Source organism: Telluria sp. RB2R28 (assembly GCF_059685835.1).
Window position 1 is genome coordinate 221342 of record NZ_JCASIK010000002.1, and the last position, 21858, is coordinate 243199.

General features: G+C 63.4%; 14 protein-coding genes. 11 read left to right on the forward strand and 3 right to left on the reverse strand.

Going from position 1 to position 21858, the window contains the following annotated elements; all coding sequences use genetic code 11:
• The first annotated feature begins 26 nt into the window (after window positions 1-26).
• The 11 genes from AC56LV_RS08540 (at window position 27) to AC56LV_RS08590 (ending at window position 17538) form a co-directional block, all read left to right on the forward strand.
• Window positions 27-389, forward strand: a complete 363-nt coding sequence (locus AC56LV_RS08540) for a response regulator (protein ID WP_499556952.1) — start codon at window positions 27-29, stop codon at window positions 387-389.
• A 345-nt stretch (window positions 390-734) separates the two neighbouring features.
• The gene (locus AC56LV_RS08545; protein ID WP_499556953.1) at window positions 735-8597 is read left to right on the forward strand and encodes an Ig-like domain-containing protein; all 7863 of its coding nucleotides are present in this window, start codon (window positions 735-737) and stop codon (window positions 8595-8597) included.
• 94 nt (window positions 8598-8691) lie between these two features.
• Window positions 8692-10188: a TolC family protein gene (locus tag AC56LV_RS08550; RefSeq protein ID WP_499556954.1), complete on the forward strand. Its 1497-nt coding sequence runs from the start codon at window positions 8692-8694 to the stop codon at window positions 10186-10188.
• Window positions 10189-10235: 47 nt separating this feature from the next.
• Window positions 10236-11018 carry an efflux RND transporter periplasmic adaptor subunit gene (locus tag AC56LV_RS08555; protein ID WP_499556955.1) on the forward strand — a complete coding sequence of 261 codons (783 nt, stop codon included), beginning with the start codon at window positions 10236-10238 and terminating at the stop codon, window positions 11016-11018.
• A complete protein-coding gene (locus AC56LV_RS08560) occupies window positions 11015-12376 on the forward strand; it encodes an efflux RND transporter periplasmic adaptor subunit (RefSeq protein ID WP_499556956.1) in 1362 nt (453 codons plus the stop codon). Before AC56LV_RS08555 ends, AC56LV_RS08560 begins: the two co-directional genes overlap by 4 nt.
• A gap of 37 nt (window positions 12377-12413) precedes the next feature.
• A complete protein-coding gene (locus AC56LV_RS08565; RefSeq protein ID WP_499556957.1) occupies window positions 12414-14543 on the forward strand; it encodes a hypothetical protein in 2130 nt (709 codons plus the stop codon).
• 61 nt (window positions 14544-14604) lie between these two features.
• Window positions 14605-15603: a tripartite tricarboxylate transporter substrate-binding protein gene (locus AC56LV_RS08570; protein WP_499556958.1), complete on the forward strand. Its 999-nt coding sequence runs from the start codon at window positions 14605-14607 to the stop codon at window positions 15601-15603.
• 399 nt (window positions 15604-16002) lie between these two features.
• On the forward strand, window positions 16003-16206 hold the full coding sequence (locus tag AC56LV_RS08575) for a type II toxin-antitoxin system VapB family antitoxin (RefSeq protein ID WP_499556959.1): 204 nt from the start codon (window positions 16003-16005) through the stop codon (window positions 16204-16206).
• Window positions 16203-16586, forward strand: coding sequence for a type II toxin-antitoxin system VapC family toxin (locus AC56LV_RS08580; RefSeq protein WP_499556960.1), 384 nt, complete (start codon window positions 16203-16205; stop codon window positions 16584-16586). Before AC56LV_RS08575 ends, AC56LV_RS08580 begins: the two co-directional genes overlap by 4 nt.
• Before the next feature lie 270 nt (window positions 16587-16856).
• The gene (locus AC56LV_RS08585; RefSeq protein ID WP_499556961.1) at window positions 16857-17174 is read left to right on the forward strand and encodes a type II toxin-antitoxin system HigB family toxin; all 318 of its coding nucleotides are present in this window, start codon (window positions 16857-16859) and stop codon (window positions 17172-17174) included.
• A complete protein-coding gene (locus AC56LV_RS08590) occupies window positions 17164-17538 on the forward strand; it encodes a helix-turn-helix domain-containing protein (RefSeq protein WP_499557986.1) in 375 nt (124 codons plus the stop codon). The genes AC56LV_RS08585 and AC56LV_RS08590 overlap by 11 nt, the downstream gene beginning before the upstream one ends.
• Window positions 17539-17720: 182 nt before the next feature.
• Here the strand turns inward: AC56LV_RS08590 and AC56LV_RS08595 are convergent, their stop codons facing one another.
• The 3 genes from AC56LV_RS08595 to AC56LV_RS08605 are packed head-to-tail and all read right to left on the reverse strand — an operon-like array spanning window position 17721 to window position 21820.
• Window positions 17721-19460 carry a LeoA/HP0731 family dynamin-like GTPase gene (locus tag AC56LV_RS08595; protein ID WP_499556962.1) on the reverse strand — a complete coding sequence of 580 codons (1740 nt, stop codon included), beginning with the start codon at window positions 19458-19460 and terminating at the stop codon, window positions 17721-17723.
• Window positions 19432-21174, reverse strand: a complete 1743-nt coding sequence (locus AC56LV_RS08600; protein WP_499556963.1) for a hypothetical protein — start codon at window positions 21172-21174, stop codon at window positions 19432-19434. The genes AC56LV_RS08595 and AC56LV_RS08600 overlap by 29 nt, the downstream gene beginning before the upstream one ends.
• A gap of 1 nt (window position 21175) precedes the next feature.
• Window positions 21176-21820 carry a hypothetical protein gene (locus tag AC56LV_RS08605; protein WP_499556964.1) on the reverse strand — a complete coding sequence of 215 codons (645 nt, stop codon included), beginning with the start codon at window positions 21818-21820 and terminating at the stop codon, window positions 21176-21178.
• Between the last annotated feature and the right edge of the window lie 38 nt (window positions 21821-21858).

The window sequence follows — 21858 nt, forward strand, 5'->3', positions numbered from 1 at the left end:
AATGCAATGAACTACTGGAGGCAGTGATGATCCATGTCCTCGTCGTGGATGACAATGAACTTGTGCGCTACATCCTCGAACGCTACCTGAAGTCGAGTGGGTATCAGGTCAGCTCGGCAGGCAGCGGCGTCGACGCCATTACGTTGTGCGAAACGGCGCACGTCGACGTGCTGGTCACCGACCAGAACATGCCGGGTATGAAAGGCACCACCTTGATCACACTTGCCCGAGCACTGCAGCCAGAGCTGCGCTGCATCCTGATCTCTGCCGATCTGATCGGCCTGTCGAACTTGCCGGCGGACGTCATCGGCATGGAAAAGCCGTTGTCCAAGGCGGCGCTGATCGAAGTCGTTGCTGCCGCCGGCAAAGGTGGTCACGCACTGTACTGAGGCGTCCTCGGGCGTCCAGTCAGGGAGCCACGCATTCCAGCCCTGGATCTCCCCGACAAAGATCATTCCGCCGGTTGCTGTCTTTTGCGCACGTCCATCAGGGAATCGGCAATCCTGCGGGGGCATTGCTCTGGAGGAAAGCAGTATTCATCGCCGCGAACCTCACGCTAGCTGGGCAGCAGCTCAGTTGTATTGAAGAAGCAGCCACGGATAACGTTTTGTACTTGTGGTGTAAATCTCACTCGCTGCGAATAACTATTAGTTGCTGCCGTTTTTACCGGATGCTAGTATTTCCACACGGATATTTTTTGCTAGCAACAGAATTGATTGTTCTCGGGAGGAATTATGCGTGCAAGTCCGAAAGCGAAAAAGCAACGCATTGCCCTTGAACCCCGCATGATGCTGGACGGCGCCATGGTGATGGATGCCGTTGGCATGGCGACGGAGCAGGCGAACATGGCGCAAGTTGACGCCCAACAGGACGCGTCGTCGCAAACTGAGCCGCACGCTGACCTGGCGCTCGAACCCCAGGCCGGGCCCTTCTCGAGCTCACCCGCTGCGCCGGGGCAAACGGCATGGGTGTTTATTGATGGAAGCCTGCCCGGATTGTCCGACCTGCTCGCCCAGGTTCCGGCCGACGCGACAGTGGTGCTGCTCGATCCTACACGTGATGGCCTGGCCCAGGTCAATGAAGCGCTGGCTGGCCAGCATGACGTGCGGGCCATTCACCTGGTGACCCACGGCGATCAGGGCGCGATCATGCTCGGCAGCACCAGGCTCGACCTGGCGACCGCAGGCAACGACCACGCCGCCGCACTGGCAACGCTGGGCACGCACCTGGCCGCCGGTGCCGACATTCTGCTCTACGGCTGCGAGGTCGCGTCGTCGGATGTGGCCATCGCCGGCATGGAAAAACTGGCTTTCCTGCTCGATGCCGATCTGGCCGCCTCGGACGATGCGACCGGTGCGGCAAGCCTTGGTGGCGACTGGCTGCTCGAGAAGCAAAGCGGCGCCATCGAAACCTCGACGCTCAATGGCGGCGCCTGGGTGGGACTCTTGAACACGCTGTCCGTCAATGTTGGCCTGAACCTCAACACGCCGCTCGCGGTACCGGAAGACTCCACCCTGGCGTTCACGGGCAGCTCACTCCTGCAGCTCACGCTGACCAATATGCTGTCGACCTCCACCAGCGTCGAGCTGTCGGTGCAACATGGATCGCTCAGCTTCGCGCCGCTCGCGGGCGTCGCCGTCACGGGGGGTGACGGCAACCAGGATACGGCGGTGACCCTGACCGGCAGCGTCACCGCCATCAACCGCGTGCTGTCCAGCCTGACCTACAACGGCGACCCCGACTACAACGGAAGCGATACGCTGCGCCTGGCGGTAAAGCAGTCACTGCTCGGCATCCTCAGCATCTCGGCGCCCATCAATATCGGGTTGAACATCACGCCGGTCGCGGACATCGTCGCCGACAGCGCCAGCACGCTGCGCGACCAGCCGATCGCGATCAACGTGATGGCCAATGACAATTTCGAGCGCAGCAGCGCTGCGGTCGGTAGCACGACGCAGCCTGCGCACGGCAGCGTCACGCTGTCTGGAAACGTGGTCACCTACACGCCGGCGCCAGGCTATACCGGCAGCGACAGCTTCACCTACACAGTCAACAGCGGCACCACCACGGAGACGGCTACAGTCTCCATCAACGTCGTGGTGCCGAACACGCCACCAACAGTGACGGTTCCGGTCTCCGCCAGTTCCGGCGAAGACCAGCCCCTGCTGTTTTCGGCGGCCAACGGCACGGCCTTGACGGTGACCGACCCCGACGGCGGCACGCTCACCGCCACGCTCGCGGTCACGCACGGCACGCTCACGCTGGCCTCCACCGCCGGCCTGCAGTTCACCACCGGCGACGGTACGAGCGACGGCACGCTGGTCTTCAGCGGCACGGCGACGGCGATCAACGGGGCGCTGGACGGACTGCGCTTCACGCCCGACGCCGACTACAACGGCAGCGCCACCCTGAGCCTGGCCGCCGGCGATGGCCAGGCCAGCCGCGCCGCCAGCATCCCGATCAGCCTGGGTGCGGTGACCGACGCCGTCGACGACAACGTCGTCACCGGCGTGCTCACGCCGGTGACGCTCTACCCGCTGGCCAACGACCTCTTCGAGGGCGCCGCTACGATCGCATCGGTCGGCGCCGCCGCGCACGGCACCGTCATCGCTGGTCCCGGTGGATCGGTGATCTATACACCGGACGCGGGCTATCGCGGCAGCGACAGCTTCATCGTCACGGTCAGCGCGGGCGGCGTGACCGAGACCGAGACGGTGTCGGTCACCGTCGGCACGAATCAGGCCCCCACCCTGGCCGCGGCACTTGGCGGCATCAGCACCCAGGACAAGGCCATCGTGGCGGCGTCCGTAGCGGCCGGGTTCATCGACGCCGATCTCGGCGACACCCTGCGCTTTTCGGCCACCGGGCTGCCAGCCGGGTTGTCGATCGATGCCGTGACCGGCTTGATCACGGGCAGGCTTGATGGCCACGCTTGGCAAGATGGCCCCTACAGTGTGGTCATCACTGCCACCGATGACGGCGGTCTGAGTGCCACTGCCACGCTCTCCATCACAGTCGTCAATCCCGCACCGAGCGCCATCGCGGGCGTGGCGGTCGGCCAGGAAGACAGCAACCTGCGCATCGAAGCGCTGCTCAACGCCAGCGATGTCGACGGCGACGACCTGAGCGTCATCGCCGCCACTGCACTTCACGGCACCGTCACGATTGCGCCCGACGGCGCACTGAGCTATACCCCGGACGCCAATTACAACGGGCTCGACAGCATCACCTACATCGTGCGCGACGCCGACGGCGCCAACGCCACCGGCAATATCACCGTCACGGTGGCGGCAGTCGCCGATCTGCCATCACTGCACTTGCCCACGATTCCCATATTTGCGGAAGACACGCCGCTGATCTTTGCCTCGCTGCTCGGTACGCGTATCGAGATCGGTGATGTCGATGGTCAGGTACTGGAAATCGAGCTGTCAGTGCCGGGCGGGCTGCTCACACTGGAACAGCATGCCGGCGTCAACATCAGCCAGGGCGACGGCGTGGACGATAGCCTGATCCGCATGTCCGGCACGGCTGCCAATCTGCAGGCAGCGCTCGAGCAGTTGCAGTTGCTGCCCGGGGCTGACTATAACGGCCCCCTGACGCTGACCGTCTCTCTGGGGGAACTGGGCCAGACCCTGGGGCTGGCAGCCACGCTCCCGATCGGGATCGCCGCAGTGGCGGACATTGTCGACGATCATGTCGTCGCAGTCGCAGGCCAGCCGGTCGGCTTCAATGTTTTGCTCAACGACAGCTTCGAACATGCGGGACGCACCGTCACCGCCTTCCAGACGCCGGGCCACGGCACGCTCACGCTCGATGGCCAGGGTAACGCGGTCTACACCCCGACCGCAGGATTTACGGGCACTGACACATTTACCTACACGGTTACGAGTAACGGCACGACCGAGACCGCCACTGTGACCCTTACCATCGAAGCAGCGCCAAACCATGCCCCCACGGGCACATCGCTGGCGGACATCGCGCACGACGATGGCGCGGTCATTGCGCTCGACCTCTCTGCAAGCTTTGCCGACGCAGACGGCGACACCCTCGTCTTCAGTGCGAGCGGCCTGCCGGCCGGCCTGGCGATCGATACGGCCACCGGCGTCATCACCGGCACCCTCGGCTCGGGCGCCTCCAGCGCCGCGCCCGGCGGCGTCTACACCATCACGGTCAGCGCCAGCGATGGCCGCGGCGGTCTGGCCAGCCAGGCCTTTACGCTCACGGTCGCCAACGTCGCACCAGCTGCTGCCGCCGACAATGCAACCGGCAGCGAAGATGGCGTCATCAATGGCAACGTGCTGGCCAACGACAGCGATGCCGACCGCGATGCGCTGACCGTCGACACGGTGCCCGTGCAAGGTCCGCAACACGGCGTGCTGGTACTGAACGGCGACGGCAGCTTCAGCTACACGCCCGACGCCAATTACAACGGCAGCGACAGCTTTACTTACCGCGTCACCGACGCCGACGGCGCCGTCAGCAGCGCCACCGTGTCGCTCACCATCACTGCCGTCAACGACGCGCCGGGCGCCGCGCCGGTCGCCGATCGCGACAGCACTACCGGCACCACCGTCACGTTCGATGCCGCAGCTGCCTTCTCGGATGTCGATGGCGATACGCTGAGCTATTCATCCACCGGCCTGCCCCCAGGGCTCAGCCTCGATCCGGCCACCGGCCAGGTCACCGGAGCGCCGACCACCCCGGGCAGCTACAGCGTGACGCTCAGCGCTGCCGACGGCAACGGCGGCAACGTCAGCACCACCTTCACCTGGACCGTGGAAGCACCACCGAACAACGGTCCCACCACCGTTGGCACGCTGTCGACCGAGACGGCCAACGACGCCCAGTCGGTGTCGATCGCCACCGCAGGCGTGTTCCGCGATGCCGACGGCGACACCCTCGTCTTCAGTGCCAGCGGCCTGCCGGCCGGCCTGGCGATCGATACGGCCACCGGCGTCATCACCGGCACCCTCGCATCGAGCGCCTCCAGCGCCGCGCCCGGCGGCGTCTACACCATCACGGTCAGCGCCAGCGACGGCCGCGGCGGTCTGGCCAGCCAGGCCTTTACGCTCACGGTCGCCAACGTGGCGCCCATCGCTGCCGCCGACAGCGCCACCGGCAGCGAAGATGGCGTCATCAATGGCAACGTGCTGGCCAACGACAGCGATGCCGATCGCGATGCGCTGACCGTCGACACGGTGCCCGTGCAAGGTCCGCAACACGGCGTGCTGGTACTGAACGGCGACGGCAGCTTCAGCTACACGCCCGACGCCAATTACAACGGCAGCGACAGCTTTACTTACCGCGTCACCGACGCCGACGGCGCCGTCAGCAGCGCCACCGTGTCGCTCACCATCACTGCCGTCAACGACGCGCCGGGCGCCGCGCCGGTCGCCGATCGCGACAGCACTACCGGCACCACCGTCACGTTCGATGCCGCAGTTGCCTTCTCGGATGTCGATGGCGATACGCTGAGCTATTCATCCACCGGCCTGCCCCCAGGGCTCAGCCTCGATCCGGCCACCGGCCAGGTCACCGGAGCGCCGACCACCCCGGGCAGCTACAGCGTGACGCTCAGCGCTGCCGACGGCAACGGCGGCAACGTCAGCACCACCTTCACCTGGACCGTGGAAGCGGCAGCGAACAACGGTCCCACCACCGTCGGCACGCTGTCGACCGAGACGGCCAACGACGCCCAGTCGGTGTCGATCGCCACCGCAGGCGTGTTCCGCGATGGCGACGGCGATACCCTCGTCTTCAGTGCCAGCGGCCTGCCGGCCGGCCTGGCCATCGATGCCGGTACCGGCGTCATCACCGGCACCCTCGCATCGAGCGCCTCCAGCGCCGCGCCCGGCGGCGTCTACACCATCACGGTCAGCGCCAGCGATGGCCGCGGCGGTCTGGCCAGCCAGGCCTTTACGCTGACGGTCGCCAACGTGGCGCCCATCGCTGCCGCCGACAATGCAACCGGCAGCGAAGATGGCGTCATCAATGGCAACGTGCTGGCCAACGACAGCGATGCCGACCGCGATGCGCTGACCGTCGACACGGTGCCCGTGCAAGGTCCGCAACACGGCGTGCTGGTACTGAACGGCGACGGCAGCTTCAGTTACACGCCCGACGCCAACTACAACGGCAGCGACAGCTTTACTTACCGCGTCACCGACGCCGACGGCGCCGTCAGCAGCGCCACCGTGTCGCTCACCATCACTGCCGTCAACGACGCGCCGGGCGCCGCGCCGGTCGCCGATCGCGACAGCACTGCCGGCACCGCCGTCACTTTCGATGCCGCAGCTGCCTTCGCCGATGTCGATGGCGATACGCTGAGCTATTCATCCACCGGCCTGCCCCCAGGGCTCAGCCTCGATCCGGCCACCGGCCAGGTCACCGGAACGCCGAGCACCCCGGGCAGCTACAGCGTGACGCTCAGCGCTGCCGACGGCAACGGCGGCAACGTCAGCACCACCTTCACCTGGACCGTGGAAGCGGCACCGAACAACGGTCCCACCACCGTTGGCACGCTGTCGACCGAGACGGCCAACGACGCCCAGTCAGTGTCGATCGCCACCGCAGGCGTGTTCCGCGATGGCGACGGCGACACCCTCGTCTTCAGTGCCAGCGGCCTGCCGGCCGGCCTGGCGATCGATACGGCGACCGGCGTCATCACTGGCACCCTCGCATCGAGCGCCTCCAGCGCCGCGCCCGGCGGCGTCTACACCATCACGGTCAGCGCCAGCGACGGCCGCGGCGGTCTGGCCAGCCAGGCCTTTACGCTCACGGTCGCCAACGTCGCACCAGCTGCCGCCGCCGACAATGCAACCGGCAGCGAAGATGGCGTCATCAATGGCAACGTGCTGGCCAACGACAGCGATGCCGACCGCGATGCCCTGACCGTCGACACGGTGCCCGTGCAAGGTCCGCAACACGGCGTGCTGGTACTGAACGGCGACGGCAGCTTCAGTTACACGCCCGACGCCAACTACAACGGCAGCGACAGCTTTACTTACCGCGTCACCGACGCCGACGGCGCCGTCAGCAGCGCCACCGTGTCGCTCACCATCACTGCCGTCAACGACGCGCCGGGCGCAGCGCCGGTCGCCGATCGCGACAGCACTGCCGGCACCGCCGTCACTTTCGATGCCGCAGCTGCCTTCGCCGATGTCGATGGCGATACGCTAAGTTATTCATCCACCGGCCTGCCCCCAGGGCTCAGCCTCGATCCGGCCACCGGCCAGGTCACCGGAACGCCGAGCACCCCGGGCAGCTACAGCGTGACGCTCAGCGCTGCCGACGGCAACGGCGGCAACGTCAGCACCATGTTTGTCTGGACGGTCGAGCCTGCCTCGGCGGCACCAACACAACCAGCGCCAGTCGAGCCCGCCCCTGCCACGCCTGCTCCCGTTGAACCGGCACCTGTCGAGCCGGCTCCAGTTGAGCCGGGACCAGTTGCGCCGGCACCGGTTACCCCCGTGCCAGTCGACCCTCGACCAATCGAACCGACTCCGGTGGCGCCGCCCCCGGTTGCGCCAGTGCCCACCCAGCCTGCGCCAGTTAACCCTGTACCTGTTGAGCCGACGCCGCGCGAGCCGGTGCCAGCCCAACCAGCCCCCATTGATCCGACGCCGGTCGACCCCTTACCGGTGGATCCGGCGCCGATCGAGCCCCCCCCCGCCGAGCCAGTGCCGACCGAGCCAACCCCAGTTGAACCGGCACCGGTCGCCCCCGTACCGGTGGAGCAGGCGCCGATCGAACCGATACCCGTTGAGCCAGCACCCGTTGAACCCACGCCCACCGAGCCAGCGCCGGTTGACCCGGTGCCAGTGCCGCCGACGCCTGCCGAGCCTGTGCCCGTCGATCCGGCGCCAGTCGAACCGACACCGCCTGGGCCCGTGCCAACTGAGCCGACTCCCGTGCCGCCAGAGCCAGAGCCTGCGCCCGAGACGACACCCACGCCACCAGTGGGCACAGCGCCCGTTTCAGCAGAACCTGCGCCCGTCACCCCCATTGCCGGCCAGGCTGCTCCGGTGGCCCCCGCGCCTGGTGCACCTGTTTCTGACGAGCCCATGATGCAGGCGCCATTGTTGGCGGCAATCGGCGCGCAGAACAACGGACCGGCTGAGCCAGCCGATGGAGCGCAATACCGCGCAGGGGCTGTCGATACCGTGTTGCTGCAAGCGATCAATGCGGTCCAGACACTTGGCATGTCTGCCGATATCAGCGTCGACCGCCCCCTCGCCGAAGCGGTCGGCGCCGTGCAGGCGCTGGGCAGGCCTTCGCAGATCGACGCCTCGGACCGACCGATCGGCACCATCGTGGGAGACCTGGGGGCCGATTATCGGGCCCCTCTGCAAGTCGACTGGATGGGGAACGCGCAAGGGGCCGATGCACCGGCTGCGACCAGCACTGCCCGGGACATGGGCGAATCCGAGAACGCTACCGAAACGCCGACGACGGTGGCGACCGCCGAGGCCGATTTGCCGATTGTACAAAGCCCTGAAACGGCGGCCGCGGCGAGCGTGCAACAACAATTGCTCGATGCCCTGCAGCTTCGCAGCCGCGAAGTCGAAGCCCTCCGAAGCGCTCTGCGCCAGTCCTGACCCATCAATTTCATCAGACTTCATCATGCCGACGCCCCGCTCGCTTCTATCGGACCGAACACAGTCACTGGCCAGCCGGTCCCGGCGCGGCTGCATGGCCAAGCTGATCGCGCTCAGCGGCGGTGGGCTGCTGGGCTGCGCATCGCCAAACAAGCCCATCGATACGAATGCCATTGCGGTGGAACTGAACCAGCGGCTGCGCGACCAGATCGAGTCGGAGGACAAGATCGACGGCCAAGTTTCGTTGTACGACGCGATGGCACGGGCCCTGAAATACAACCTCGACCAGAAGATCGAACTGGCCGAAATCGTCATGCGCGAGCGGCAACTCGAAGCGCGCAGCGCCGACATGTTGCCGACACTGGTCGCAGGGATGAATGGGGCCGCACGCAATAACGATGCCGGCTCACGCAGCAAGTCGCTGCTCACCGGTCGCGAATCGCTCGAACCCTCCACATCGAGCGAACGCACCAGTATCAGCGGGGATCTGGCGCTCAGCTGGGACATGCTGGACTACGGACTGGCGCGCGTGCGTCAGCGCCAGCAGGTCGATGAGCGGATGATTTCCGTCGAACGCCGGCGCAAGGTCATGAATCGCATCCTGGAAGATGTCAGGACCGCGTACTGGCGCGCCGTCAGTACCGATCGCACGTCGAAAAAGCTGGCGGAGCTGCAGGTCATGACGGCACGCGCAATGCGGCAGGCCGAAGAAATCGAACAGCGGCGGATCGCGTCGCCTGGTGTGGTGCTCGGTTACCAGCGCGAGCTGATCCAGGTCACCGGCGAAGTCCAGCGGCTGCAGCGCGAACTGTCGATGGCCAAGAGCCAGCTGGCCGCACTGATGAACCTGATCCCGGACACCACGTACCGCCTCGTCTTGCCGGATCGAAACGATGTTGTTCCCGAGCTGCCTGGCTCAGCCGATGCAATGGTGCTTACCGGCCTGCGCTACCGCTCGGAAATTCGCGAATCGGCCTACCGTCAACGCATCGTCAAGGGTGAGCTGGACGTGGCGTTCCTGCGCGCCATGCCTTCGGTGCGGGGCGTCCTGGGTCTGAATGCGGACAGCAACGATTTTTTATACAACAAGCAATGGGTCAACTTCAGCTCCCGGCTCACGTGGAACCTGCTGGAAGCATTTCGCTATCCAAAGACAAAACGTGCGATCGAGGCCGAATCTGCTGCATTGGAGCAACGCGATCTAGCGCTGACCATGGCAATCATGACGCAGATTTACGTTGCCCGCTCCAGGTTCCTGTACCTGGCTGATGAACTTGGCACCGCACGCCGCGCGCAGACGGTCCAGCAACGCCTGCTGGCGCAGGCCCAGAGCGCGTTCAAGGCACGTGCCATCAGCCAGCAGCAACTGGTACGGGAAGAACTGAATTTCGTGCTCTCCGAGATCCGCTACGACGTCGCTTACTCGGACGTCCAGAATGCCTATGCCAACCTGTACGCTTCGATGGGCCTGGACAATTTCGACATCGGTGCCAGTCAGGATATCCCGATCAACCAGCTGGCCAGCGCGCTCGAGGAATACTGGACCGAGCGCTCCCTCATCCTGCCATCCAAACCCGAACCGACAACGTGATCCATCTCCTATCTCATCTTTTTTCCCGTCGTTCGACACCGCCTGGTGTGCTGCTGGCGCTCGCCGCAGGCGCACTCGTCAGCGTACCGGCGGCCGCAAGCCTGGAGCCCCCGGTGGCGGCCCAGGTACGGGGCCCGGCCACCGTACGGGACCAGGCCGCCAGCGGTAGTATCGCGCGCGGCGTGGTGCGCGCCACGGCCGAGGCGACGCTGTCAGCACGCATCTCGGCGCGCATCGTCGAGCTGCCCTATGCAGAAGGGACAGAGTTCACGCGAGGCGCGACGCTGGCAGCGTTCGACTGCGAACGTCCGCTCGCGGAAGCGCGCGCGGCTGCGGCCGCGCTCAATGCACAGCGCAAGCAGGTCGAAACCAACGAAGAACTCGATCGCTTCAATGCCATCGGCAAAAACGATCTGCAGGTATCAAGAGCGCAGTTGGACAGGTCCCAGGCCGAGTCCGACGCGCTCGCTTCGCAGACCAAGGCATGCTCGATCACTGCGCCGTTTCGTGGCCGGGTACTGGCGCGTCTGGCGCGACAGCACGAGTTCGTGCAAACCGGGACGCCGCTGCTGAAGATCGTCGATGCCAGCAGCACCGAGCTCGATATTATCGTGCCTTCGCATTGGCTATCGTGGCTTGGGCCGGGAACACTCTTCGTGTTCCGCGTCGACGAGACGCGCGCCGTATTGCCGGCCAAGGTGCTGCGCCTGCTTCCCAGCGTCGATCCGGTCAGCCGGACGATACGCATCGTCGCCACGTTCACCACACCCGACGCGCGCGTGCTGCCCGGCATGAGCGGTACGGCTTCCGGATGGAAGGGCGCAAAATGAACGCCTCTGCCATTCCCCCCGCGCCGGCCGATGTTGCCGCGCTGAGGCTGCTGCAATTCGAAGCCGAAATTCGCCGTATCCGTCAGGAAGATGCCCTGCTCACCCACCTGGCGAACGACGTGCGCAGCCTGGTCCCGTACGAACTGGCAATCGTCTGGCGCCGTGCCCGCAGCGGCCGACGCTGGCGTGCCGTCGTCGTCTCGGGACTGCAGGGCGTTGATCCTCACACGCCGCTGCTCGATGCATTGGCCAGGATGCTGGGCGCACAGAAGAGCCATGCGCACGTCACTGGCTGGGACATGCACGCGTCCGATACACTCGCGCCCCTCAGCGATGCGCAGCGTCGGCTCGTTCTTGGGTTGCCGTTCTCAAGCGCTTACTGGGTTCCCTTGCCGGACCATGCAGAGCGGATCGACGCTGGCGTGCTGTTCATGAAAGAACGGCCATTCAACGCTGGCGCGCCAATGCTGCTCGATCGGCTTGGCGACACGTATTCGCACGCGTGGCGCGCGCTTGCAGGCCGCAGGCGCCGCGCACTGCCGGACGTGCGGCGCCGCTGTCTGGCAGCCGCCGCAGTCGGCGCGGCAATCGTGGTCGGGGCGATACCCATGCGCCTGAGCGTCATGGCTCCGGTGGAAGTGGTCGCGGCGCGCCCCGCTGTCATCACGGCGCCGATCAATGGCGTCGTCAAGCGCATCGCAGTCGCACCGGGCAGCACGGTGAAGGCGGGCGACGTCCTCGTCGTGTTCGAAGATATCCAGCCACGCAACGAGATGCTGCTGGCCCAGCAGCGGCTCGCCGTTGCCGAGGCGCGCAATGCGCGCATCACGGCAGCCGCGTTCCAGGAGGCCGAGGCCGCGCACGACCTGGCGGCAGCCCGCGCCGAGTACGAGCTGGCGCGCGTGACCTATGACTACACAATCGAGGTACTGGCGCGAACCACGATCCGCGCGCGCCAGGATGGCGTTGCGATCTATTCGGACCGACGGGACTGGGAGGGCCGCGCGGTCCAGGTCGGCGAGGAGATTCTGCAAGTGGCCGATCCGGCACAGGTCGCACTGCGCGCCGACCTTTCCACGGCCAACAGCCTGGCGCTGAAAGCGGGCGACGATGCCCAGGCCTTCCTTGAAAACGCGCCGCTGGGCGGGCTTGCGCTACGGGTACGGTATGCCACCTTCACGCCGCGCGTACTGGCCGGGGGCGACACCGCGTACACCGTGATGCTCGATCCCCTGCCCGGATCCGCGCCGCGCATTGGCGCGCGCGGCACCGCGCGCCTGTACGGGCCGAAAGTCCCGCTGGCGGTGCAGCTGTTACGGCGCCCCCTTGCCGCGCTCCGGCAAAACGTCGGGATCTGATTTCTCTCCGCATTCGCCCGCCTCGCCGAGACTCCCCATGCACACTGCGCCCATCTCCCTTGCACCCCTGCGCCCCGAACTGCAACTCAGGCAGGTCACGGACGCCGCCGATCCATCCCGGGCCTGGCGTCTCGACGATCCGGTGCGCCAGCGCAGCTTCCTGCTGGCCGACGGCGATGTCGAGCTTCTCGCCCTGTGGCCGCTGGGCAGCCCGGACGCGCTGCGCAGCGGATGGCTGCGCGCATTTCCGAACCGGACAGCCCAGCAGTTTGCCGCGCAATTCGAGGGCCTGTGCGAGTTCCTGCGCCAGCACCAACTGTTGACCGCACGTGCCGGCGCCGAGACAAAAGCGCTGATCGATGGGGCGGAACAGAACGCCAGGAAACACCCGGGCGCATGGCTGCGGCGCTGGATGGGGTGGCAGGTTCCGTTGCTCAGGCCGCATGCGCTGCTGCACCGCGCCCTTCCCTTGGTACGGGCGCTGTGGTCGCGTCCCGCGCTGGCCGCATGGGTCGCCACGACCCTGCTGGGGCTGTATCTCGTTTCGCGACAATGGGATGTTTTCCTCAACACGTTTTCCAATTTCGCCGATCCGGCAACATGGCTGACCTTCGGCGTCGCTCTGGTGGGCCTGAAACTCGTGCACGAATTGGGCCATGCGTTCGCGGCGACCCATCACGGCGTGCTGGTGCCGACGATGGGTCTGTCGATTGCGTATGGCGTGCCGATGCTCTACACCGACACCAGCGACGCGGCGCGCCTGCCCCGGCGCAGCGCGCGCGCATGGATCGGCAGCGCCGGCATGCTCGCCGAGACCTTCATCGCCGGTCCCTGTACCCTGGCCTGGGCGCTCCTGCCCGACGGCGCATTGCGCACGACCTGCTTCGTGATCGCCACCAGCAGCTGGCTTACCACGCTGGCAGTCAACCTGAATCCTCTCGGCAGGTTCGACGGGTACTATATCCTTTCCGATGTACTGCGCTACCCGAACCTGCAACAGCGTTCGCTCGATCATGCGGGCTGGCTGCTGGAACGGATCCTGCTGGGTCGGGTCACGGCGCGGCCAAGCGACGCCACGGGATGGGTCCTGGCTGCGCTGTGCGGATTCGGCGCCGGCGTCTGGTTGTTCAGGCTGTTCCTGGGCCTGGCGGCGGCGAAACTCTGCTACGACTACCTGTTCCAGGCAGCAGGCCTACTCCTGGCGGGACTCACGATCTGGTGGACCATCGCCGCGCCGCTCTCCCGCCGCGTGGCGCTCTGGTGGCGGGTCCGTGACCGCCTTTCCCGTCGTCGCTGGGCCGGGCTCGGCGGCGGCGCGGCCTTGCTTGCCTTGCTGGTACTGGCGCCGCTGGACCGGCGGGTCGATGCCCCCGCCACGCTGGGCTGGCGCAACGAGCAGCTCCTGGCCGCGCCGGAGGTCGCAGTGGTCGAGGAGGTGCTGATCAGCCCCGGTGTGCTGGTTCGCAAGGGACAACCCCTGGTACGCCTGCGCTCGATCGAGCTGGAACGCAAGCGCGCCGAGGCAATCACGCAACAGGTCCTGGCGCGCGAACGGATCGAACGCATTGCCGGTGACGCCCGCGACCGCAGTGAACTGCTGGTGCTGGAACAGCAGCAGGCCGAGTCGCAGACCCAGCTCGACGGCATCGTGGAGCGCGAGAAGGGGCTGGAACTGCGGGCATCCGCCGATGGACGGGTCGTGGACTTGTTGAGCGACCTGGCGCCCGGCCGCTGGGTCCGCAGCGACCAGCCGCTCGGCCGCGTGCTCATCGGACAAGGACGCGAAGCGCTCGCCTACATCGACGATGCCGCCCTGCTGCGCGTGCGTCGGGGAACACGCGCCACTTTCTTCGCGGACGACCCCAGTGTCGCACCGGTGCCATTGCAGGTGCTGGCCGTCGAATCGGCCGCCGCCGAATACGTCACGCCCGATGCCCTGGCCTCTGTGCACGGGGGGCCGCTGGCGACGACATTGGACAAGCAGGGCCGCCCGGTGCCACGCGCGTCACTCCATCGGGTACGGCTCGCCATGCAGGACCAGGAACCCACCACGCCCGACTTGCGCCTGCTGCGCGGACAAGTCCGGATCGACGCTGACGCAGACAGCTTCGGCGCCCATGCTGCCCGCAGGATGCTGCGCATCCTATTGCAGGAACTGGAAGGCTGAACATCGTGCCTTGGCCGCCATCCGAATGCCGCATCACCGCTGTCCACAACAGGAGAAGAACATGACGTACCCGTCCGTCAATCGCCGCCAGCTGCTTCAGGCCATGGGTGCACTGGGCGTCCTTGCGCCCTGGGCACCCGCCGGCGCGCAAGCCACAGCGGACAAGGCCGCGGCCAAAGTACTGTTCGGACTCCCCCCCGGCGCCGCCGGTACCAGACTGGCCAGCGGATTCATTGCGCAATTGTCTGCAAAGCAGGGTTCGACCTACAAGCTGGAGCATGTACTCGGCCGCGAGGGCCGCCGCTCGGTCCAGGCGGCGGTTCGTGCGCAGCCTGACGGCAATACCCTGCTGATCGCGCCGTCCGCGCTCGTGACGCTCTTTTCAGCCATCTACCGCCAGCTCGAGTACGCGCCGAACACCGATCTGACGCCGATTGCCGGCATTGGCGAATACGCCTTCATGTTCCTGGTGGGCCCGCGCGTCCCTTCCGATGTCGCCACCCTCGACGACTATTTACGCTGGGTTCTCGACAACCCGGACTTCCGGCATGTCGGCGCGGTATTGCGCGGCTCTCAAGGCTGGCTGATGACCAAGCAACTGGCGCGCGAGAAAGACGCGCCGCTGCTGGCCATTTCGTATGCCGCCACGGCGTCGATTCTGGCCGATCTGGAGGGTGGCAACCTGGCAGCCGGATTTGTTACGACGGGCAATGGTGCAAATGCACGGGCAGCAGGCCGCTTGCGCGCGCTCGCAGTCAGCAGTGCACATCGCTGGATCGATATGCCCGAGACGCCGAGCTTCACCGAACTTGGACTTTCCGATATGGAAGTGACCGCATGGTATGGCCTGTTTGGCCCTGCGAGGATGCGTGACGAGGCGCTGTCGGGTCTCCAGCGTGCGAGCCGCCAGGCGCTGGAAGCACCGGCCATGACGGGTTTGATGGAAGAGATCGCCATGCTTCCCCTGCCCTTGAGTCCGCAAGAAATGACGAAACGCATCCGACGTGAATCTGCATTCTACGAGGCGGCCGTCCGGCGGGTGCAGCTCGAGCGCATTTAAAACGCGAAGGCGAGCCGGCAAACACGACTGCCACCGTGACGCGCATGGCGGCACAACGCATCGACGATGGCGTTGGGGCACAAACGCGAAACGGGCCCCGAATGGGGCCCGCACGATGACAATCTGGAGGCAAGGATCGGAGTCGAACCGACCTAGACGGCTTTGCAGGCCGTATTCGCACTAATAAATCAAGGACTTAGCTGAGAACCGCACTTTTCACCACATAAGTTCGCTCAATACAAACCTCGATCGCGCTCCAAACGTCTCCAGAACATCAGTCTGACATACCTTTGCCATTCAGTGCTGTGCGTGGTCAGAGAGTCGAGGTTGTCCCCCTCACCCTTGATCGATCATCATTTTTGATGCAAAATTGCTCCAACTTTGATGGCGGGAGGTAGTATGCGTACCACTGTGACGATTGACGACGAGCTCTACGCTAGGGCACTCGACATGGCCGATCCCGCCATGGACAAGGCCGACCTGTTCAGGGAGGCGATCAAGACGTTTGTCAGGGTCCAGGCTGCGAAAAGGCTTGCCGCGTTGGGTGGTGCCTCGCCTGAAATGGCTGACATTCCGCGCCGCGGCGAAGACGTCCCGACATGAATGAAGTTCTGGTCGACACGTCAGTCTGGGTAGATCATTTTCGACGTTGTAACGAAACCCTGGTCGATCTTCTGTCACTGGATATGGCCATGACCCATCCGATGGTCGTGACCGAACTCGCATGCGGTACGCCACCTTCGCCGCGAGCACGCACGCTCGCCGACATTGGAACGCTACCACAAGCCAAGCAAGCCAGTCTGATGGAAGTGAGGGAACTGATCGAGCGCGAACGCCTGTTCGGACTTGGGTGTGGTTTGGTGGACCTGACGCTGTTGGCATCGACACTGCTGACGACAGGGGCACGGCTATGGACGCTGGATCAGCGCTTGCGCCTCTTGGCTGAGCGATTCCAGATTGCGTACTTGCCAACAAAGCATTGACATGCCGAGAAAAAGTCGTCAAGGCTACTAGACAAACCAGTCTTCACGAAAGCTGGGGCGGCTCAATGTACAGGCCTGGGAATGCGTCCCCGAGACGTGCCGCCATCCGCTGTAATGTTTCCCACTCATACTTTTATCTCCTGCCCAAAATTATGGCTCAGGAGTGTCTACTGAATTCCTGGCGATTCAAGATAAGTACTGAGGCTCGCACCGCCACCGTCAGCGCACTTCGCTCTTGCCTCAGTCCCAATTTGGGACTAGACTTGACGCATGCGAGTTCTGTCCCTTCCCACCCTTCGTGCCTTCCACGAACGACCTGAACATGCCGACGCCAAGGAGGCACTCCTCACCTGGCATGGCCATGTCCTCAAAGCCAAGTGGCAGACCCCGGCTGACGTCAAGGCTGACTTCGGCACGGCGAGCATCCTGAAGGACGGACGCGTTGTCTTTAATGTTGCCGGCAACAAGTACCGCTTGGTTACATCCATCAACTACCCGTACGGGATCGTTTTCGTGAAGTTCGTCGGCACGCACAAACAATACGATGCCATCGATGCACAAACTATTGAGGGAAATTATGGACATTAAGCCTATTCGTACGGAAGCTGACTATCAAGCAGCGCTTCGTGAAGTCGAGTCACTCATGAATGCCGAGTTCGGCACGCCGGAGGGTGACCGACTGGACGTGCTTGCGACGCTGGTCGAAGCGTATGAAGCAAAGCACTTTCCCATGGAGGTCGCAGACCCAGTCGAAGCCATCAAATTCCAGATGGATCAGAAAGGTCTTACTGTCAAGGATCTCGAACCGATGATCGGCCGCTCCAACAGGGTGTATGAGGTGCTTAACCGGATTCGCCCTTTGACGCTTCCGATGATCTGGAGACTGCATAAGGGGCTTGGCATACCTGCCGAAGCACTGATTCAGCCCCCAAAGCGTACAGCTGCCGTTTGATCATTCAACACGAAGCGACGGTCGCTTCTTTGTGCAGTCCTGAGTTGACGTAAAAGATCGGAACGGCGCTACCGTGAATGCTCGTCACGTCGCGCAACATCGATGGGCTTAGCAGGCACGGCCATCGGAGTCCAGAGGTACTGGGCGCCGATGGTTCTGCACGATCCTAGCCTGCTGGCCGCTTATCGGCGCGTGCTCGTTGCGCTCTGCCCTGGTGCGGGGATTAAGGCATTCAATCGCGCTTGGATGTGCTCGACCTTACTCCGGTTGCTACGGATCGTTTCGGCATTTTCCGCCATGCCGCGAACGATCTTCTCGAATTCCTTGAGTTGCGGCGCAAAGCATTCGAACATCTTCTCGTCATTCGAAATGAGATCGTAGATGTCTTTGAACGCGTCCTTGATCGCCGTGCCGATACTCGTCTTGACTTCACTCAGACGCTGCTCGAGTTCATGGGTTTTATAGGCCTGATAGACCTCGGTGCCGACGGACAGGATCGCACCGGCCGGACCGGCCCATTGCGAAATCGTGCCAGCGAGCTTGGTTGCTTCCCAAGGTTTGAACTTGATCGCAATCCCCGTGACGCTGTTCAAGACGTCGCGGGCCGCGAAAATCGTGGCCTTGATCGTTGCGGGGCTGAGCTTGGAAATGCCTTTCAAGGTGCCGCTCACCGATTTCAGCGCACCTTCACTCATGGCCTCGAGGAAGCTCTCACTGGAGTCCAACTGACGGCTGATGTCCATGGAGATGCGTCCAGTCACGGCACTCGACTGCTCGAAAAAGTGATCGACGGCGGTCTTGATTTTGAGATGCAGCTTGTAGCCGATGGCGTCCCCCGTATAGCCGATCTCGTCTTCTAGGAAGTTGCGGATGTCCTCGAGTGAAAGCGGGCGCAAGCGACCGATCAAGTACTTCTCCATCGCTTCCAGTTCTTTGAACAGTTCACTCGCTAGGCGTTTCACTTCGCCTCTGCCGCGGTCGATGTCTTGCTGGATGCGGGCCGACTCCTCGCGGTTCTGCTCCTCGAACAATTCGAGCGCGGCCAACTGACCTCTTGCGACCGCCAACTTCTGCTGGGTGAGATCGCGCACGACATCCAAGCCGGTTTTGGCGATTAGAATGGCCGGCACGTTCGCCTTGAGGATGTTGCTAGTCATGCCCTTCAAATCATTGATGCGCGAGCGGCTCTCGTACTGCTCTGGCTTGCCGAACCAAAACTCGAGGCCTCGGCCATTCGGATTCGACGCGATGCAAACGATGTTCAGTCGGTCCAGCTCTTGTGGAGTCAGGTTCGCAGCGCGTTGCAGTTTGCCCTTCAGGTTGTCCATTTTGATGGTCGCCTGCTGGTCGAACAGCGCCTGCTCCGTCAAGTCCGTCACTTCGTCCATCTTATTGATCACGAAGATGGTGGAGCTCAGCTTATTCAAGTCGCGCAAAATCCATTTTGCGATGTCGCTGTGGCTTTCCTTGAGCGGGTTGGTCGCGTCGACAACGTAAAAGATCAGGTGGGCTTCCGAGATGTAACGCTTGGTCAGATCTTCGTACATGACCACGCTGCCATCGACGGTGCGCTCCTTGTCACCAAACAGGCCGGGGGTATCGACGATTTCGCACTGCCCGGGCAAGCCTTCCGGACGGTAAATCGCCAAGCGGTCGGACGACTCGTCCATGTCGATCTTCATGTCGGCCATGATTTTGCCCAGCCATGCGGCCACTACGCTCGTCTTGCCATCGGAGAAGGCCCCCAGCAGCGCGATACGCAAAACATCCGATTCGATCGCTTGCAAGGCGCTGTCGATCTTCTGCAGATCGTCTTGTACACCAACGCCAATCTCGCCGAGTTCAGCGAGTACACCCCGCAGTTGCGCCAGCGTGTCGATGGCGACTTGCTTTTCAATGTTGAACTGCTTGAATTGTTCCATAAGACATTTTTTCCAATTGCTGCTTGATGTTGGTGAGGAGACTAATCTGGTGCTCGATGATCTGGACTGGGCGCACCAGGCTCGCCTGCATTGTGTCGACCTGCTTGAGCAACGAATCCGTGACTTCTTGGCGCATCGGGTCGATGATTTTCTTTTGCTCTTGCGCCAGCCCACTCATGACGCGGTCGCGCGCCTCATCGATTTTTTCTTGCACCTGCCTCTGGGCTGCACGAATGCGCTTTTCCTTCCCCATGAAGTATTGGCCCAGACTCGCAAGGGCACCCACCACGGCGCCGACGACCGCGCCGATGGCGGTGCCAATCACCGGGAAAGACGAGCCGATCGTAGCGCCGGTCATCGCGAAGGAACCGATATTCAAGGCGACGGCTCCCCACCCTTTAATGCCGATATCCATGTCGAGCGTGGCAGAGCGGTATAGCGACTTCGTACCGTGCTCCTCGACGCGGACGCGTTGCTGGAACTCGACCCGGCGTACATCTTCGGCCAATCGCTGCATGGCCTGCACCGAGCTGTCCTGCAACACCTTGACGTGTTCTTTCATCTGTCGGTTCAGCTCGTCGGCAACGTCGGCTTGCCCGCGCTTAAACGCCTTGTCGAGCCGCGATTTGATCTCATCGTTGTCGCCGAAGTGTTCCGCCACGATGGTGCTGGCTCGGTCCTCCATGTCATTGAAGAAGCTGCTCCACAAATTCTTGCGACCAGCCGTCGTCACACGTTCGAAGGTTTGAAGTGCTCCTTCGATGGCTTCACGGCATTTATCGAACTCAGGCTGTACCTTGCCGAGAAATTTTTTGTGCTCGTCCGCCAAGGTACGGAGCACTTGGATGTTCTTGACAAGCATCTCGCGTACCTTGATCTTATTGCTCTCGACGATATCTTCCTTGAACGTGCCCAGCTTCTTGTGCAGCACGCGCGCGACTTCGTGCAGCTGACTAAACTCGAACATGTGTTTGGTAGCGCCGAAGTACTTCATATACTTGCGCTGGTGGACGACCAAGTCATGCTCACGCGATGGATGAATCGTAGTCCTCCCCTTGCTCATCGCGAGCGAGGAGAAGCCAAGCAGACCCTGTACACAAAGGCCGGGCAACAGCACGTCTTCTGTCAGCACTGAGCGAAGCACTTCGGTCGTTTGCTCGAGCGCTGCGCCACAACCTCCGTGATCCGTTAAGGCTAAGCGATCGTCTTCGAACTCGTAGGCGTCGGCATTACCGCGAACATTGACGATCGGGCACACCTGGGTGCCCCGGTGCAGGTACGTGCGGATTTTCTCAGCAGTAGCTTTTTCCGGCTTCTTGTTCGTGCCGTTGACATAAAACATTAAATGCGCCTTGGCGACTGCCTCTTTGACCATGGGCGCATATTTGGTCTCGTCGCCTTCGATGCCGGGGACGTCGACTAACTGAAACGCTCTACCCTTGTAGTCGAGCTTATAGCAAGTGTTCCCTTTCGTGAAGTCAGCCTCGCCCGTGCCAATGATCCTGCCATCGACGCGGGACACTTGCGTACGTTGCTGTTCCAAGGTCAGGATGGACTGTACCAGTGCGGGCAGCTGGGCATTGACCAGTCGCTCTAGGGCTCTTGGCGTGTCAGTGATAGACGGCAATTGAATTGGCGTCGATGCTGCGGACGCATCCTCATCTGCACGGGTCGCTGCGGCGAACAATTCGTCGATCTCGGTAGCACTGTTCATTTCACTTCCCTACGAACAGCATGAGGGCAGCAGTCAGCGCGGCACCGAACCCTGCCCCACCAACGGCGAACAGCCGCAGCTTGCGCTGGATGCGCGCTGACGATTCGTTGCAAATGATCTGAATGCGAGCTGACGATTCGTCCTGGGCGATCTGGATGCGTGCTGACGATTCGTCACGGACGATCTGGCCGAGTGTCGCGGTGTCCTGCCTGAGCTGCGCAACATCGGCGGTATAAACGGCGTAGACCGCTCCGAGCGCCCGGCGAACCTCGTTGACATGGCCAATCACCGCATTCTCGAATGCCGCCAAGTCATGCGCATTCTTTTCCAATAGCTCCTGGCGGGCCTGTTCGTTGAACAGGATGCGCAAGGACTCGATGATGGTGCTTTTGCCGGCGTTGGTCTCGCCGAAGAACGCCATCGTAAAATTGTCCCACTCAGCATGCTTTTCCAACAGCTTGAGTTCGTCATCGAAGTTCGCTTGGATACCTCGCAGGCGCTGCATGATGTTGCCGATCTCCTGCTTGCCTTGCTTGTGCTCGACCGCTAAAGCGTCTACCTCGGCCATCGCAGCTGCGACACTGGCAGATACGTCACTGTACAGTCGATTGAATTCGGTCTGAGGATGGGGTGCTCGGTCGTTCATGTGTTCCTTATGGTGGCCAGTGTGCTGTTATCTCAGCA

Bases quoted from the DNA above. Each gene is read 5' to 3' on its own strand.
- AC56LV_RS08540 (WP_499556952.1), top strand. From the start codon at position 27: ATGATCCATGTCCTCGTCGTGGATGACAATGAACTTGTGCGCTACATC.
- AC56LV_RS08550 (WP_499556954.1), top strand. From the start codon at position 8,692: ATGGCCAAGCTGATCGCGCTCAGCGGCGGTGGGCTGCTGGGCTGCGCA.
- AC56LV_RS08585 (WP_499556961.1), top strand. From the start codon at position 16,857: ATGCGAGTTCTGTCCCTTCCCACCCTTCGTGCCTTCCACGAACGACCT.
- AC56LV_RS08575 (WP_499556959.1), top strand. From the start codon at position 16,003: ATGCGTACCACTGTGACGATTGACGACGAGCTCTACGCTAGGGCACTC.
- AC56LV_RS08570 (WP_499556958.1), top strand. From the start codon at position 14,605: ATGACGTACCCGTCCGTCAATCGCCGCCAGCTGCTTCAGGCCATGGGT.
- AC56LV_RS08600 (WP_499556963.1), bottom strand. From the start codon at position 21,174: ATGAACAGTGCTACCGAGATCGACGAATTGTTCGCCGCAGCGACCCGT.
- AC56LV_RS08560 (WP_499556956.1), top strand. From the start codon at position 11,015: ATGAACGCCTCTGCCATTCCCCCCGCGCCGGCCGATGTTGCCGCGCTG.
- AC56LV_RS08590 (WP_499557986.1), top strand. From the start codon at position 17,164: ATGGACATTAAGCCTATTCGTACGGAAGCTGACTATCAAGCAGCGCTT.
- AC56LV_RS08545 (WP_499556953.1), top strand. From the start codon at position 735: ATGCGTGCAAGTCCGAAAGCGAAAAAGCAACGCATTGCCCTTGAACCC.
- AC56LV_RS08605 (WP_499556964.1), bottom strand. From the start codon at position 21,820: ATGAACGACCGAGCACCCCATCCTCAGACCGAATTCAATCGACTGTAC.
- AC56LV_RS08580 (WP_499556960.1), top strand. From the start codon at position 16,203: ATGAATGAAGTTCTGGTCGACACGTCAGTCTGGGTAGATCATTTTCGA.
- AC56LV_RS08595 (WP_499556962.1), bottom strand. From the start codon at position 19,460: ATGGAACAATTCAAGCAGTTCAACATTGAAAAGCAAGTCGCCATCGAC.
- AC56LV_RS08565 (WP_499556957.1), top strand. From the start codon at position 12,414: ATGCACACTGCGCCCATCTCCCTTGCACCCCTGCGCCCCGAACTGCAA.